The sequence below is a fragment of the Burkholderia sp. BCC0097 genome (assembly GCF_902832985.1).
Taxonomy (GTDB): Bacteria; Pseudomonadota; Gammaproteobacteria; order Burkholderiales; family Burkholderiaceae; genus Burkholderia; species Burkholderia orbicola.
The window spans coordinates 58,912-74,400 of record NZ_CADFDM010000004.1; the positions used below are offsets into that span (position 1 = coordinate 58,912).

Here is a 15,489-nt window from a genome sequence, read left to right on the forward strand (position 1 = left end):
CCCGTTCGAGGCATCTTCATGGCATTGCACGTCTTGCACTACCGGCATCAGGGGCGCGCCCAATGGGGCGTGGCGAGGAATCACCGGATCACGCCGATACCGGGCGACTACCCGACCACCGGCGAATTCGTGCGCGCACATCGGATCGATGAACTCGCCGCACTCGGCGGAGAAACGATTTCCGAGTCGGACGTCGAGTGGCTGTCGCCGGTTACGCGCAATCAACGGTTCGTTTGCCAGGGCGCCAACTATCGCCAGCACATGATCGAGTCCGGCATGAACCCGGATGCAAAGTCGTTCAACATGATCTTCACGAAGGCGACCAGCTGCATCGTCGCCGCCGATTCCGACGTCGTCCGACCGCAACATGTGCGGTTTCTGGACTACGAGATCGAACTGGGGCTCGTGCTTCGCCGCGATATCACGTCCCGGCAAGCCATCACGGACAAGAACCTGCACGAGTACGTGGCCGGCCTCGTGATCGTCAACGACTATTCCGCACGCGATATCCAGATTCCCCAAATGCAGTTTTACAAGGGAAAAAGCTATCGAACGTTCGGGCCGGTGGGGCCGTATCTGTGCCTGCTGGAGGCAAGCGATGTCGCGCGGCTGCGCGCGCTGACACTGACACTGACCGTGAACGGGGAAGTGCGGCAGAGCGATTCGACCGGGAACCTCGTATACGGTCCGGCCGAAACGCTCACGGAGCTTTCGGGTGTTCAGGATCTGAACGCCGGCGACTTGCTTGCGACGGGCACGCCGTCCGGATGCGCGCTCAGCATTCCGTCGCCGGCGAAGCAGCGGATTGCCGCGTTGCTGCCCGAGCACATGAAGTGGCGGATGTTCACGAAGGTTCAGGCCGCGCGCCCGCAGTACCTGAAGGCCGGGGATCTGGTCGAATCACGGATCCGGAGCAGGGACGGGGCGATCGACCTCGGTGTGCAACGCAACCGAATCGTGGACGAGATCGCATGAACGCCATCGCAACCGAAGCGGACGTGCTTCGGATCGAAAACCAGGGGCCGCCCGCCGACCTTCCGGCCAGCACCTACGAGATGATCGGCCGTGGTGCGGCGATCGACCCGAGCGCGCCGGCCTTGTCTTTTTTCCTGCGCGCCGACGATCATCGCAAGCCGTTGCGCTGGACCTATTCGGCGCTTCTGCGGGATATCACCCGGGCCGCGAACCTGTTTTCGCGCCTCGGCATCGATCGCCACTCGGTGGTCGCCTACGTGCTGCCGAACTTGCCGGAGACGCATTTCGTCATCTGGGGAGGCGAAGCGGCCGGGATCGTATGCGCGATCAATCCGTTGCTGGAGGGGCCGGCGATCGCATCGCTGCTCAAGGCCGCCAACGCAAAAGTGCTGGTGACGCTGGCGCCCTTTCCGGGAACGGATATCTGGTCGAAGATCCATCCCATCCTGAGCCAGGTGCCGTCGCTGCAAAGCCTCGTCCTGATCGATCTGGCCGAGCGCGTGCAGGGGTGGCGCCGAATTGCCGCACGCGCGATGCAGCGTCGCGAATGCAAGCGGTTGCACGGGCGCGCGGGCGTGCGCGGCGCCGTTCCGCGCCACATCGAGATCCACGATTTCGACTGTGCGATGTCGCGTGAATCCGGCGATTCGTTGCTGATCCCCCGGCGTTTCGAAGCCGACGACATATCGTCCTACTTCTGCACGGGCGGCACGACGGGATTGCCGAAAATCGCGATTCGCCGGCACGGCAACGAGGTGGCCAATGCCTGGAGCGTCGGGCAGGTCGTCGGCGCCGGGATGGGCCCGGGGAAGACCGTTTTCTGCGGACTGCCGCTGTTCCATGTCAATGCCGTGCTGGCAACGGGCCTGGTGCCGTTTTCGCGCGGCGCACATGTGGTGCTGGGTACGCCACAAGGCTATCGCGGCGACGGCGTCGTCAAACGATTCTGGGAAATCGTCGAGCACCACAGGATCAATTTCTTCAGCGCGGTGCCGACCTTGTATTCGGCATTGCTCGACGTGCCCGTCGACGGCCGGAATATCGACTCGCTCGAGTATGGGCTTTGCGGCGCCGCGCCGATGCCCGTGGAAGTATTCCGCACGTTCCAGGATCGCACCGGGGTCCGGATCCTCGAAGGTTACGGGCTCACCGAGGGCGCATGCGTGAGCAGCGTCAATCCGCCAGGCGGCGAACGGCGTCTCGGTTCGATCGGTCTGCGCATCCCTGGCCAGATGATGAAGGCGGTGATACTCGACGACGCCGGTCGCTACGTGCGCGACTGCGTCGAGAACGAGGTCGGTGTACTGACGATTTCCGGGCCGAACGTTTTCGCGGGCTATCTTCAGGAAGATCAGAACGAGAGCCTGTGGCTCGATCTCGGCGACGGCCGGCAATGGCTCAATACCGGGGATCTCGCGCGGCGCGATGCGCAGGGCTACTTCTGGCTCACGGGGCGCCGCAAGGAGCTCATCATCCGGGGCGGACACAACATCGATCCGGCGACGATCGAAGAACCGCTGCACCGCCACCCGGCAGTGCAGATCGCCGCGGCAGTCGGACGTCCCGACGTGCATGCAGGCGAGCTGCCGGTTGCCTACGTGCAACTGAAAGCCGGCGCAACGGCAACCGAGACGGAGCTCGACACGTTCATACGCAGCTCGATCGGCGAGCGTGCCGCGATTCCGAAGCGGATTCATATCGTCGATGCGATGCCGCTCACGGCGGTCGGCAAGATCTTCAAGCCCGAACTCAAACGATGGGAGACGTTCGACGCGCTGATCTCCGCGCTGAAGGATGCCGGCGTCGAGGGGGCGCGGGTGAGCATGGTGGACGACCCGTCGCGCGGGCTCACCTTGCATGTGGCGCTGAGCGATCGCGCGCAGATAGCGACGACCAATACCGTGATGGGGCGCTTCCCGTTTGCCTTTTCGACTTCTGTCGAACCCGAACATCACTGATCGTCGATTCTCGGGGTATTTGGGGTTGAAGTATGAAAATAATTTTGGAATCCGAAGTGAATGAAAAATGGGATTTTGATTAACGAAGCAGCGCCCGATGCTTTTGGCGTCGCGCGTCACAAGCGCAGGACCGGCCCGTAAGTCATGCCTGGCGCACGGGGATGAAGACAGGTTTCACGATTCTTGAACACCGACACCAAAATATGGAGACAATCATGAAGCGAATCAGCGCAGGAACCGTCGTACTGCTCGCGGCCATCTCTGGCGCGCATGCTCAATCAGCCGGTCAGTGGGTAGTCAATGCCGGGTGGTCCCATTTCGCGCCGCAGGGGTCGGCTGATCCGCTGACCGTCAATGCGCTCGGCCAGTCACAAGTGATGACCGGCAGCGGTGGGGAGATCGCAAGCGGCGATACGTTCGGACTGACCGCAACGTACTTCCTGACCGACCATATCGCGGCGACGACGGTCATGGGTTTTCCGCCGACATGGCACTTGAACGGCGCAGGTACGCTCAGCGGTTTCGGCGAGCTGGGGACCGCGCGGGCCTGGAGTCCGGCGATCATCTTCAACTACTACTTCGGTCAGCCGAATGCACGGTTCAGGCCGTATCTGGGCGCCGGCGTCACCTACACGTGGTTCAGCAACATCAAGCTCAGCAACCCCGTTTCCACCGGCCAGATCTATTTCTCGCCCACCGTCGGGACAGCGCTCCAGGGACCGACATCCGTGTCACTCAGTCATTCCTTCGCGCCCGTCGTCAACGGCGGCTTGACCTACAACATCGATTCTCACTGGTCGATCAACGCGTCGGTGGCGTATTCGTGGGTATCGACACGCGCCACGCTCACTACCCGGTCATCCGTCGGCACGGTCACGAGCACCAGCAAATTCCGGGTCAATCCGATCGTGACGTTCCTGTCGGTCGGATACCGCTTCTGAACCGCGTTGGCCAGGACACGTCGCACGCATGTTGCAGTGCCGCCCTGCGGGCGACGTGACGATCGCCGTCGAGTTTCAGCGGCGCATGGCCGGACCGCGGACGTTTCGTGATCGTGGTTCACGACATGCGTCGAGTGCGGCCGGAACATTGAGGACGACTAACCCGAGTGATGGATATGACCCACGTGGTGCCGATGATGAATGTGACACCGACGTTAGGAATGTTCGAGCACGCGCTCTATCGGCATAAGTGACAAAAATATCAGTATTGAGTTTAATGTCACGAAATGTTGTGGCCGGCCTCCTCGTGGGGCGCCTGGTTACCGATCTCGGCGACGAAGGGCGTCGAGTGGGACTTGATTCCAAGGGAGCGCACTCGCAGCGCAGGCGCCCCGAACCGTCTTACGCGGGTGTTATCCGGGAGGGAGATGTGAAGTCGATTAACTGTGTTTACGCCGCCGCGCTCATCGCGGGATGGGCAACGCCCCATGCGCACGCCGAACTGGGCGGCGCGCCGATATCGCTGTTCGCCGCCGATCATGCGGCGAAAGTGCGTGTGATGCGGCCTGCGAATCGGGCGGCCGATGGCCTGACGACGAATCCCGCCGTTTACATCGTCCGTGAATCCACGCTCGAATCTGGAACCGTGATTCGCGAGTACACATCGGGCGACGGAATCGTCTTCGGCATCGCGTGGCAAGGGCCGACGGTTCCCGATCTCGCGTCGGCGCTCGGCGGCTATCTTCGCGATTACAGCGCGGGCGTGGAGGCCGCGCATGCACGTCGTGGCTGGCGTACGCCGGTATCTGTTTCGACGCGCAATCTCGTGATCAAGACAGGAGGGCACATGGGGGCATTTTCCGGGCAAGCCTGGTTGCCGCCCGCGCTTCCGTCCGGCCTGACCGGCAACGATATCCTGTAACTCTCATGCAAATGATCATGAGCATTTTTCGTGCGGTCGTCCGGTGGTTCGGCATATTGAGCTTGATGACCGTTTCGACAGCTTTCCTCGTTGCGTGCGGCGGCGGCGATTCAGGTTCCGGCGAAACGGGCGCCAGTAATTCTGGCGCATCGGACGGCAACACCGGAAATACCGCAATCGTTACGGTTGCGCGAGGCGTTGCACGCGTCGTCAACATTCCGACCGTCAACATCAAGATTTGTGCGCCCGGAACGTCACGCTGCCAGGTGGTGTCCAATGTGCTCGTCGACACGGCATCGTATGGCTTGCGGATCGTACGTGATGCAATTCCGAGCGTTATCGACAGCCTGCCTAAAACGACCACAACCGACGGATCGACGCTTTCCGAATGCGGCAAGTTCGTTTCGAGCTATACGTGGGGCACGGTTCGAACGATTGACCTCGCCATTGGCGATGAACGTGCGAGTTCCTTGCCGGTGCAGATCATCGGCGATCTCGGAACGGACAACGTGCCAAGTTCCTGTACAAACGGGAATGAATCGGCGAACTCGGCCACGGCTCTTGGTGCAAACGGCATTCTTGGAATTGGCCCGGCGCCCTATGATTGCGGCGCAACCTGCGTACAGGTCGCGTCGTTGAGCAACTACTACGCGTGCGCGGACGGAAACGCGAGTTGCGTACAAGTCACCGTGCCGCTATCGCAACAGATCAGCAATCCTGTCGGTCAGTTTGCCGTGGACAACAACGGCGTGCTTGTACAAATGCCGCAGATTTCGGAAGACGGTCGGGAAAGCGCGACCGGCTCGTTGATTTTTGGCATCGGCACGCAAAGCAACAATGCGTTCGGTGCCACCACGAAGCTGATGTCGACGACGACGGGTGATGTGCCGGGAGCATTCCTTTCCAGAAAGGTCACCGCATTCTTCGATACCGGATCAAATGCGTATTTCTTCGATGACTCATCGCAGATTACGTGTACCAGGAACACGCAATTCTATTGCCCGTCGACGACGACCACTTATGCCGCGACCCTGGTTGGGCTCGACGGCACGGTGAGCATGATTTCCCTGTCCGTGGCAAACGCGGATACGTTGTTCTCGAGGAGTTCGACATATGCATTCAATGACGTCGCCGGTCACTTCGGATCCTCCTCCTGGCTGGATCTCGGGCTGCCCTATTTTTACGGTCGGACCATTTATTTTGGCCTGGATCGTTCGGCGGAAGGCGGGTCCGCGCCTTACGTCGCATACTGATGCCTCGAGCAGGGCCGGCAATCCATCAAGATACTTGTCATTGATCTGCAATCGGTCGGAAATTGAGTCACCGAAGGAGATGGGGATTGGATCGGGGTGATACCGGCCGCTCCAGTCGGTCTGCCCAAGCGCTTATTGGCACCCCGCCATTCGCCCCTTCATGCACTTGAACCACAGCCTCACGGCCCCGACCCCGCCCGCCACCGGAATCCGCGGCAACAGAAACGGATCGTCGGCCGCACCGGCGCATCCGCGCCGGGTCGTCGTCGCGTTGCCGTAACCGGCAGCGATGACCTGATCGCGCACGCGCGCGTCGAGATCACCGTACGGATAGCAGAACGATTCGACGCATTGCCCGCTCAGCATTTCGAGTTGCCGCTTCGATTCGGTAAGCTGAAAGGCCGAAACAGGCACCGGCACATACGACAGCGCAACGTGATCGAGCGTATGCGAGCCGATTTCATGGCCGTGATCGCGCCACGCGAGCATGTCCTCGCAGGTCATCAGCGGCGAGCGCGTGGTCGGCGCGCCCGCGTCCCAGTCGTTCGCGCCGCCGAACCGGCCGGCGACGAAGTAGCAGGTCGCGGTGAATCCGAGCGCATCCAGCACGGGCATCGCATGCGTCAGCACGTTGAGAAAGCCGTCGTCGAACGAAATACCGAAGACCTTGCCCTGCCGCTCGCCGCGCAGGTACGGCTGCAGTTCGCGCACGCTCAGGCCGCGGTAGCCGAGTTGCCGGAACAGCGTCATCTGGCGGCGGAACGCGTCGGGGGCGACGCTCAGGCTGCGCAGCCGGTCGGTCGGCGGCGGCAGCGGGCGGATCTGGTGATACATCAGGATCGGATAGCGTGGCGTGCGCGCAAGCATCGGGCGGATCGCAGGAAAGCGGAATTACGCGGCCTTGCGGAAAATCCGCAGGGTCTTGAAGTCGCCGACCTCCGCGAAATCGGCACGAGCGGCCCATTGCGCGATGATCGGCTCGGCCTTCCGGTAGGCCGCCGAGCCCTTGTAGAACAGCAGGTGGCCGTTCGGCGCGGTATGACGCGCGAACAGGTCGAGCACCGCTTCGTCCGTCTTCGCGCCGTAGCGGCTGTTCGCTTCGTCGCGGAACTCGCACAGATGAAACAGCGTGACGGCGTCGAACGTCGGCAGCAGGTTCGAATTGCTCGTATAGATGTCGCCGAAATAGGCAAGGTAGGTCTTGCTCACCTCGGGCTGCCGCGTGACGAGATCGACGTACGACTTGTATTCCTTCGGCGATGCCGTCACGCCGAAGACGGTGTTGTTCAGATGCGGCCGCGCGCATTCGACGCCGACATGGTGATGCCCGCCGGTACCGAAATGATAGATGCGGATGCCCTTGAGGCGCACGGATTCCAGCCATTCGACGAAGTGCACGTCGCACGGACATTCCTGCGTGCGCAGGTCCCAGTACTTCTTCCAGATATTCATTGGCATTTCGTGGATCTCAAGGAGGTCACCCAGCGGTACGGGTTGTGTCGAATCGATGTGTGATAGACGGACAAGGTCGCGTCGACGAACGCGTCGAACGAGAATTCGCGCTTGCCTTTCAGCCGTGCGCTGCGCCCCATCGCCCGGACGCAGCCGGGCTCCTGCACGATCGCGCGCAGGATCGCTTCGATCGCCGCCGGCTCGCGCGGCGGGACGACCCAGCCGTCCACGCCCGGTTCGACGTTCTCGGGCAACCCGCCCACGCGCGTCACGATCGCGGGGCAGCCGAGCGACATCGCTTCGCGGCACGCATACGACAGGCTCTCGTGGTACGACAGCACGAACGACACGTCGATGATCGAGAACGGCGCCCGCACATCGTCGAGGCGCCCGGTGAACGCGGTGCGCGACGCCATGCCGTGCCGCGCGAGTTGCGCGCGCTGCTCGCCGGACGGCTCCGCGCCGACCAGCAGCACGCGAAACCGCTCGCGCTCGGCTTCGGGCAGGCGGCCGAGCGCGGCGATCAGGTCCATCCAGCCTTTTTCGGGCGCGGTGCCGGCGCTGCTGCCCAGCACGATCGCATCCGCGCCGGCCGTGCCGAACAGCGCGATCTTGCGGCGGCAGATCTCGTCGGCCGCGAGTCGTTCGGCAGCGGGCCGGCGCACGCCGTGCTTGACCACCGTGACGTTGCCGTACGGCGAGCGCAGCGCGAGCATGCTGGCGACGTAGTCGCTGACCGCGATCGTGTGGTCGGTGGCCAGCCGGGCACGCAGCAGGTTGCCCAAGCTGTCGGCGCGATAGGTGTTGTGCTTGGTCAGCACGACCGCCGGCCGATACCGGCAGCCGAGCAGCGCCAGCATCACCTGCCGGTGATCGGCGGACCCGTTCACGTGGATCACGTCGAAGCGCTCGGCGGCGATCCGCTGGCGCAGCCGGAGAATCTCCCGGCACAGCCGGTTCCAGCGCGGCTTGAATTCCATGTCGAAGATCGCCACGCCGGGACTGTCCTTCAGCAGTCGCGACAGGCGGCTGCCTTCCGGCGACGCCACGGTCACGCGGTGACGGCGGCTCATCGCGACGGCGAGATCGCGGACATAGGTGTCCTGGCCGCCGCCGTAATCGCCGTGGAAGTTGGTGTACAGAATGTTCATCACGATGCCGCTGTTTCTCGATGCTTCATTTCAAAGGAATACTGATGAAATGACGGAGTCGACCAGATGGAGCAATGACGTGAACGCGGTGCCGCGTTTCCGGCTCGAGATTGCGTGTTGCCGCCAGGCGTCGGCGGCAACGCGAATCATTTCCAAATATTACAGATCGTTTACGTGCCGTAGTGTCGAGGTCTGCGCATCTTTGTGAGAATGTGTCGCGATCGCTGGATCGTGTCGCCACCGTGAGTGGTGACCTTTCGCGGGACCTCACCCGGGATCGAAGCGGCGCCGAGCCGCGACACAGAGCGTTTCCCGACGACATCAGGACGCAAATCAACTCGCGGGGCTTTCAGATTTGAAAGCCGGTGCACCATTTGCGTTAGAATGCCCCCCCTTGTCCGCCCTGGCGGCCGCCCGACGCGGACAGGTACCCGCATGGAGACACAGGTTTCGATTCGCAGCCGGACGCGAATGATCGACCCGCCGTCAGCAACATACGCCTTGTAATTTGGATCACTAATGAAGAAGAAGCACAACATTACCAAGTACATCGTTGTCGCGATGATGCTTGGTATCGCCGTGGGTTACGCCTGTCATAGCGCGTTTCCCGACCCGAAGATGGCGAAGGAAGTCGCCGGTTACGTATCGTTGCTGTCCGATGTATTCCTGCGCCTGATCAAGATGATCATCGCGCCGCTGGTGTTCGCGACGCTGACCGTCGGCATCGCGCAGATGGGCGACGGCGGCGCGGTGGGCCGCGTGGGCGTCAAGGCGTTCGGCTGGTTCTTCATCGCGTCGTTCACGTCGCTGCTGCTCGGTCTGCTGACCGCGACGCTCCTGCAGCCGGGCAGCCACCTGAGCCTGCCGCTGCCGCCGTCCGATGCGGCGCTCAACCTGAAGACGGGCGCGTTCACGCTGAAGGATTTCGTGGTGCACCTGGTGCCGAAGTCGATCGCCGAGGCGATGGCGAACAACGAAATCCTGCAGATCGTCGTGTTCTCGATCTTCTTCGGTACCGCGCTGTCCGCGCTCGGCGAATCGGGCAAGCGCCTGACCGGCGTGATCGACGATCTCGCGCAGGTGATGCTGAAGGTCACGGGCGCGGTGATGGGGTTCGCGCCGGTAGCGGTGTTCGCGGCGCTGGCGTCGACGATCACGACCGAAGGCCTCGGCATCCTGCTCACGTTCGCGAAGTTCATGGCGAGCTTCTATCTGGCGCTGGCGCTGCTGTGGGCCGTGCTGACGCTCGCCGGCGTGACGTTCCTCGGCAAGCGCGCGTTCACGCTGATCCGGCTGATCCGCGAGCCGTTCCTGCTGTCGTTCGCGACGGCGAGCTCCGAGGCCGCGTATCCGAAGCTGCTGGACGCGCTCGACCGCTTCGGCGTGAACCGCAAGATCTCGAGCTTCGTGCTGCCGATCGGCTATTCGTTCAACCTCGACGGCTCGATGATGTACTGCACGTTCGCGGTGCTGTTCATCGCGCAGGTGTACGGCATCCATCTGCCGCTCGGCACGCAGATCACGATGCTGCTGATGCTGATGGTGACGTCGAAGGGGATGGCCGGCGTGCCGCGCGCGTCGCTGGTCGTGATCGCGGCGACGCTCAACCAGTTCAACCTGCCCGAAGCCGGGTTGCTGCTGATCATGGGCGTCGACATGTTCCTCGACATGGGGCGCTCGGCCACCAACGCGGTCGGCAACTCGATCGCCGCGGCCGTGGTCGCGAAGTGGGAAGGGCAGCTCGGCGCGCCGCGCGACGACGACGATTCGGACGGTGCGCGCGTGGCCGAGGTGAAGGTGCGGGAAACGTCGGCATGATGCAGCGCAACGCGGCGGCGCAACGCCGCGTTGCCCAACCCGCGGCAAATGACATTCGCCGGCCCGGATTCGATACGGATTCAGGCCGGCGATGTGTTTTCGGGCAGTGGCTTTTCCCGATGTTTCCGAAATGGCATTCGCCGTTTCAATTGATCGACGTCGAATCGGTGGCGATATTCCGGCAGGCGCTCGCCTGATTTTCCCGATTCCCGATCCGGCGCGTAAGTGACCATTCACTGACGCGCGGCGGCGTTCGCCGCAAGCATGGGGCGATTCGCAATTTTTTTCGATTTATATAACGCTATTCTCGCCCTGCGCATTATCGAAGGCATGCCGTATGTCATACCGACTGCGCCGGATGATTCGGGGAAGAATTTACATCTCGCGGGCTTCAAGCCATCTGGCCGGCCGATCCCTCATGTGAATGACTACCCTGTTCAGGAGAGCATCCGTCATGGTCGCCAGAAAACGCATCCACGCCGCGCTCGTTGCCGCGGCGATCGCCGCATTTGCGCCCGCTGCTCCCGCAGCCAACACTACCGACTGGATCGCGAACACGTACGGCACGCTCGCCGCGCACGTCGGCAACGTCGCACGCGCGATGTGGGTCGCACCCGAAGGCGTGATCTACACGGCGTCGATGTGGGACGAGGATGAAGGCGGCGTCGCGATCTACCAGAACGGCAAGAGCATCGGCTCGATCGGCGCGCACGCGGAATTCCAGGGCAGCGCGATCACGGGCAACGCGACGTCGCTGTTCGTCGCGCTGCAGCCCGGCAAGACGTACGGCAGCGGCGCGGTGGGGCGCTACAACCGCGCGACGAAATATCGCGACCTCGTGATCCAGATCAGCGCGGCGACCAACCAGCCGCGCATCGACGTCGTCACCGGGCTCGCGACGGCCGGCTCGCTGCTCTATGCGAGCGACTTCTACGGCAATCGCGTGCGCGTGTTCACGACCGATGGCGTGTGGCAGCGGGATATCACCGTGTCGGCGCCGGGTGCACTCGCGGTGGACGGTGAGGGCAACGTGTGGGTCGCGCAGAAAAGCGCCGGCTCGATCGTCGGCTTCAGCCCGACCGGCGCGCTGCTCGAAACGATCCGGATGCCGGCGGGCTCGCATCCGTCGGCGCTGTATGTCGATGCGGCGGCCGGACAATTGCTGGTGGGCGACGAAGGGCCCGACCAGAACATCAAGCGCTATTCGATCTCGGGCCGCCCCGTGCTGGCCGGCACGTTCGGCGTGCGCGGCGGCTATCTCGACACGACGACGGGCATCAAGGGGCAGGTCGGCCCGCAACGCTTCACGCGCATCGTCGGAATCGGCAAGGACACCGGCGGCAACCTCTATGTGCTCAACAACCCGTGGGGCGGCAGCTGGGATCTCGGCCGCAACGGCGCGACCGACATTCATGCGTACGGCAGCAACGGCAATCTGCGCTGGACGCTGCAGTCGCTGAACTTCGAAGGCATCGCCGCGCCGGACCCGGTCACGGACGGCGCGCTGTTCTACGGCGCCACGCATATCTACAGCGGCAGCGCGGGCGGCAAGTTCGTCGCGAACACCGTCGATCCGTTCACGTATCCGTCGGACCCGCGCATCAACATGAACGATACGCAGCGCGACGAACACTTCGGGCTGCTCACGTCGGTCGGCGCGAACCGGATTCTCGTCGCGGGCGGCCAGAACCCGCCGGTCTTCTACTTCTATCACTTCAACGCGGCGAACGGTTACATCGCGATTCCGGACGGCTCGATTCCCGGCCCCGCCTTCAACACGACGCAGCGCGTGACGGGCGGCTTCAGCCTCGACAGCCAGGGCGGCGTATGGGCCGGGCTCGACAAGACCGGCGCGATCACGCATTACCCGCTGGCCGGCTTCGACGCAAACGGCAAGCCGTCGTGGGGGCCGGGTGTCGCGACCCGCATTCCGGCCAGCATCGTGCCGCTGACGCGCATCGTCTATCTCGCGGACAGCGACACGATGGTGCTCGCGCAGGGCGCGGTCGGCAGCAACGACTGGACGTCGATCGGCACGCGCATCGAGGTGTATCACGGCTGGCGCGCGGGCAACACGACGAAGCCGGACCCGGTGATCACGCTGCCGCACAGCGGCGCGAAATCGATCGACGCGGCGGGCAACCATCTGTTCGTCGGCTACTGGTTCAGCAGCAGCGGGCCGCTGTGGCCGAACGTCGACGCGTTCAACCTCACCACCGGCAATCTCGACACGACGCTGGTCAATGCGAGCCCCGCGACCGTCGACACCAGCAGCGCGATCGATGCGATGTACAGCATCCGCGCGTACCGCCGGTCGAACGGCGAGTACGTGGTGATGAAGAACAACGTGAAGGGGAACAGCATCACCGTGTACCGGTGGACGCCCTGACGGTTTGAGCGTTCGACCGCTTCGGGCAGCGGCGCGTGCTCGCGTGCGAAGCCACGAAGGAATCGAAGCGTTTTCGCGGGATTGTTGCGCAACGCGCATGCAATGAACGGCGGGCACAATGCGCGCGGCGCCGCGTCGTGCCCGCTTTCCCAACCTCCCGACGTGGAAATGCGGTTCCGTGCACAATGGCTGCGGCTCCCGCAGACGTCTTGCGGGCGTGCACGATGAACGGACGCGGCTGCCTCATGCCGCGTTCCTTACGCTCGAACCGACAACCCGATGAAGATGAAAAACACCCCGAACTGCCTGTTGACGATCGTCGCGCTGGCCGGCGCACTGAGCGGCCCTGTCCATGCGCAGACGGCGGAGACGGTCGCGACGGTCAACGGCACGCCGATCACGCAGACCGACGTCGATACGCTGCTGCGCGCGTCCGGGCAGCCCGATTCGCCGCAGATCCGCCAGGCGATCAAGAACCAGCTGATCACGCGCGTGCTGGTTCAGCAGGCGGCCGAGAAGGCGAACTACGCGGACAAGCCCGAGGTCAAGGCGGCGATGCAGCAGGCGAAGGTGACGGCCGAGGTGCAACTGTACCTGCGCGACCACGTGAAGCCGGAGCCGGTGACCGACGAGCAGGTCAAGGCGCGCTACGACGAACTGGTCGCCGCGCTCGGCAAGAACGAATACAAGCCGCGCGTGATCGTTGTCAAGGATCCGGTCGCGGCGGCGACCGTGCTGAGCGAGCTGAAGGCGGGCAAGTCGTTCGACGGGCTGGCACGCCAGTACAGCCTGGCGCCGAGCCGCGATACCGGCGGCGAGCTGCCGTGGGTGAGCTTCAACACGCCGGCGGCGGAAGGCAAGACGGCCGGGCTGCCGCTGCCCGTTGCGCAGGCGCTCGAGAAGCTGACGGTCGGCGCGACGACGAAGGATTCGATTCCGGTCGATGGCGTGCGGGCGATCGTGAAGCTGGATGCGAAGCGACCGACGCAGGTGCCGGGTTTCGAAACCGCGAAACCGACGCTTCAGCAGCAGTTGCAGGCGATCGCGGCCGAGAAGGCGAGCGCGCAGATGATCGGCAATCTGCTGAAGGACGCGAAGATCACGCAGTAAGGGCCATGCGATGGCGTCGACATGACGCGCGTCAAGCGTGCCAGACCATGCTCGCGCTCGTGTCGGTTTCCGACGCGACGCGAAAGCCGAGCCGTTCGTAGAGCCGCCGCGCCGGGTTGCCGTGCAGCACGCTGAGCGACACGGGCACGCGCGCGTGCGCCGCGTCGGTCAGCAATGCGTGCAGCACGGCTTCGCCGATTCCGTGGCCCTGGCGCGCGGGGAGAATCTGGATCTGATGGACGTGCCATTCGCTGGCGGCGCGCGTCACCTTCAGCAGGCCAATGGCATCGGCGCCTTCACAGACGATCATCGCGTCGTCGAAGTTCGCGCGGATGCGGCGGTCGTGCGCTTCATCGTCGGTCGGCGCGCAGACGCGCTGCAGATGCTCGGTCATCGTGAGTCGACGGAGCGTCAGCAGGAAAGGGAGATCGGCCGCGGATGCGGGGCGCAGGCTGATCGCGTGTGTCATGGTGCGGACTCGTTCGTTCGGAAACGTTGCAGGGAAGGTCGAACCCGCAGCCCACGATTCCCGATCGCGTGACGCCGGTCAAAGGGCATGGTATCGATCCTGTGGCGCAGGCTTGATCGTCCTGCCCGATGGGTGGGCCGGATGTCGATTACGCGTCGCCAAGATTGGCGGTCAGGTTGTCGATCACGACGCGTTTCAGGCTGGCGAGTGCGGAGGGCGCATTGCCGCCGGCACCGTGGAGGCATACCTCGACGGACGGTAACGGCGGGAGGCCGTCGCGCTCGCCCAGCAGGCGCAGCGTCGGCGGTACGCCGACCGTCGTTCTCGGCGTAATGCCCAGCCCGCCCGCGACGCCGGCCCACAGGCTTTGCAGGCTGCCGGTCGTATAAGCGACCCGCCACGGGATGCCCGCCTTGTCGAGCGCATCGGTCCCGGCCTTGCGGAACAGGCACGGTGGCTTGTACAACGCGAGATCGAGCGAGGCACCGGCGCGCGGACGCACGTCGAAACCGGACGGTCCGATCCACGCCATCGGCAGCATGGCCAGGTGTTCGGCGTCGGCGCGATGGCCGCGCCCCATCGCGAGAACGAGGTCGAGCCCGCCGCCGTCGAGCTGCTCCAGCAGCGCACCATTGCCGTCGACGACGATGTCGACCCGCACGCCCGGATGCGTGCGCTTGAACTGGCCGAGCGCGACGGGCAGCCATGATTCGGCGAAGTCGCCCGGCAACCCGAATCGCACGGCGCCTTCGATGGCCGAGCCGCGGATCGCACTCACCGCCTCGTCGTTCAGTTCGAGGATACGGCGCGCATAGGACAGCATCAGTTCGCCGGCATCGGTCGGCACGAGGCCGCGCCCCTGTCGGCGGAACAGCGGCTGGCCGATCTGGGTTTCGAGCTTGCGCATCTGCTGGCTGACCGCCGATTGCGATCGGCCGATCGTGTCGGCGGCGCGATTGAGGCTGCCGAGCCGATCAGCGGCGAGCAGCGTGCGCAGCGCATCCATGTCGAGATTCGGGCGTGTCATGATTCAGTTTTTCTTATAAATCGG

The 15,489-nt window shown here is 63.9% G+C and carries 14 protein-coding genes; 9 read left to right on the forward strand and 5 right to left on the reverse strand.

The annotated features are described in order from the left end of the window. The first annotated feature begins 18 nt into the window (after positions 1–18). From HWX07_RS14080 to HWX07_RS14100, 5 genes are all read left to right on the forward strand, one after another. Entirely contained in the window at positions 19–975 is a 957-nt protein-coding gene (locus tag HWX07_RS14080; protein ID WP_175876609.1) for a fumarylacetoacetate hydrolase family protein, read from the forward strand. Then, the gene (locus tag HWX07_RS14085) at positions 972–2,933 is read left to right on the forward strand and encodes an acyl-CoA synthetase (protein ID WP_175876610.1); all 1,962 of its coding nucleotides are present in this window, start codon (positions 972–974) and stop codon (positions 2,931–2,933) included. The genes HWX07_RS14080 and HWX07_RS14085 overlap by 4 nt, the downstream gene beginning before the upstream one ends. Positions 2,934–3,148: 215 nt before the next feature. Beyond that, positions 3,149–3,874, forward strand: a complete 726-nt coding sequence (locus HWX07_RS14090; protein ID WP_175876611.1) for an OmpW family outer membrane protein — start codon at positions 3,149–3,151, stop codon at positions 3,872–3,874. Positions 3,875–4,304: 430 nt separating this feature from the next. Continuing rightward, positions 4,305–4,796, forward strand: coding sequence for a DUF2844 domain-containing protein (locus tag HWX07_RS14095; RefSeq protein ID WP_175876612.1), 492 nt, complete (start codon positions 4,305–4,307; stop codon positions 4,794–4,796). Positions 4,797–4,813: 17 nt separating this feature from the next. After that, positions 4,814–6,049, forward strand: a complete 1,236-nt coding sequence (locus tag HWX07_RS14100) for a DUF3443 domain-containing protein (RefSeq protein WP_244129982.1) — start codon at positions 4,814–4,816, stop codon at positions 6,047–6,049. Between the two features lie 132 nt (positions 6,050–6,181). Here HWX07_RS14100 and HWX07_RS14105 read toward each other — a convergent pair whose 3' ends face one another. From HWX07_RS14105 to HWX07_RS14115, 3 genes are read right to left on the reverse strand one after another with little or no spacing between them, the layout of a single operon-like run. Beyond that, positions 6,182–6,916 (reverse strand): polysaccharide deacetylase family protein, encoded by a 735-nt coding sequence (locus HWX07_RS14105; protein WP_175876614.1) that lies wholly within the window; start codon positions 6,914–6,916, stop codon positions 6,182–6,184. Between the two features lie 24 nt (positions 6,917–6,940). Continuing rightward, entirely contained in the window at positions 6,941–7,501 is a 561-nt protein-coding gene (locus HWX07_RS14110) for a hypothetical protein (protein WP_175876615.1), read from the reverse strand. Then, positions 7,498–8,652, reverse strand: coding sequence for a glycosyltransferase (locus HWX07_RS14115; RefSeq protein ID WP_175876616.1), 1,155 nt, complete (start codon positions 8,650–8,652; stop codon positions 7,498–7,500). The genes HWX07_RS14110 and HWX07_RS14115 overlap by 4 nt, the downstream gene beginning before the upstream one ends. Before the next feature lie 519 nt (positions 8,653–9,171). Between HWX07_RS14115 and HWX07_RS14120 the strand changes: the two genes are divergently transcribed. From HWX07_RS14120 to HWX07_RS14135, 4 genes are all read left to right on the forward strand, one after another. Next, on the forward strand, positions 9,172–10,470 hold the full coding sequence (locus HWX07_RS14120; protein WP_175876617.1) for a dicarboxylate/amino acid:cation symporter: 1,299 nt from the start codon (positions 9,172–9,174) through the stop codon (positions 10,468–10,470). Further along, entirely contained in the window at positions 10,467–10,667 is a 201-nt protein-coding gene (locus tag HWX07_RS14125) for a hypothetical protein (RefSeq protein WP_175876618.1), read from the forward strand. Before HWX07_RS14120 ends, HWX07_RS14125 begins: the two co-directional genes overlap by 4 nt. A gap of 257 nt (positions 10,668–10,924) precedes the next feature. Beyond that, positions 10,925–12,859 carry an SMP-30/gluconolactonase/LRE family protein gene (locus tag HWX07_RS14130; RefSeq protein ID WP_175876619.1) on the forward strand — a complete coding sequence of 645 codons (1,935 nt, stop codon included), beginning with the start codon at positions 10,925–10,927 and terminating at the stop codon, positions 12,857–12,859. Positions 12,860–13,138: 279 nt separating this feature from the next. Further along, a complete protein-coding gene (locus HWX07_RS14135) occupies positions 13,139–13,969 on the forward strand; it encodes a peptidyl-prolyl cis-trans isomerase (RefSeq protein ID WP_175876620.1) in 831 nt (276 codons plus the stop codon). 31 nt (positions 13,970–14,000) lie between these two features. Here HWX07_RS14135 and HWX07_RS14140 read toward each other — a convergent pair whose 3' ends face one another. Together HWX07_RS14140 and HWX07_RS14145 are read right to left on the reverse strand one after the other, a co-directional pair. Next, positions 14,001–14,438, reverse strand: coding sequence for a GNAT family N-acetyltransferase (locus HWX07_RS14140; protein WP_175876621.1), 438 nt, complete (start codon positions 14,436–14,438; stop codon positions 14,001–14,003). A gap of 148 nt (positions 14,439–14,586) precedes the next feature. Further along, positions 14,587–15,465 (reverse strand): LysR substrate-binding domain-containing protein, encoded by an 879-nt coding sequence (locus tag HWX07_RS14145; protein ID WP_175876622.1) that lies wholly within the window; start codon positions 15,463–15,465, stop codon positions 14,587–14,589. Between the last annotated feature and the right edge of the window lie 24 nt (positions 15,466–15,489).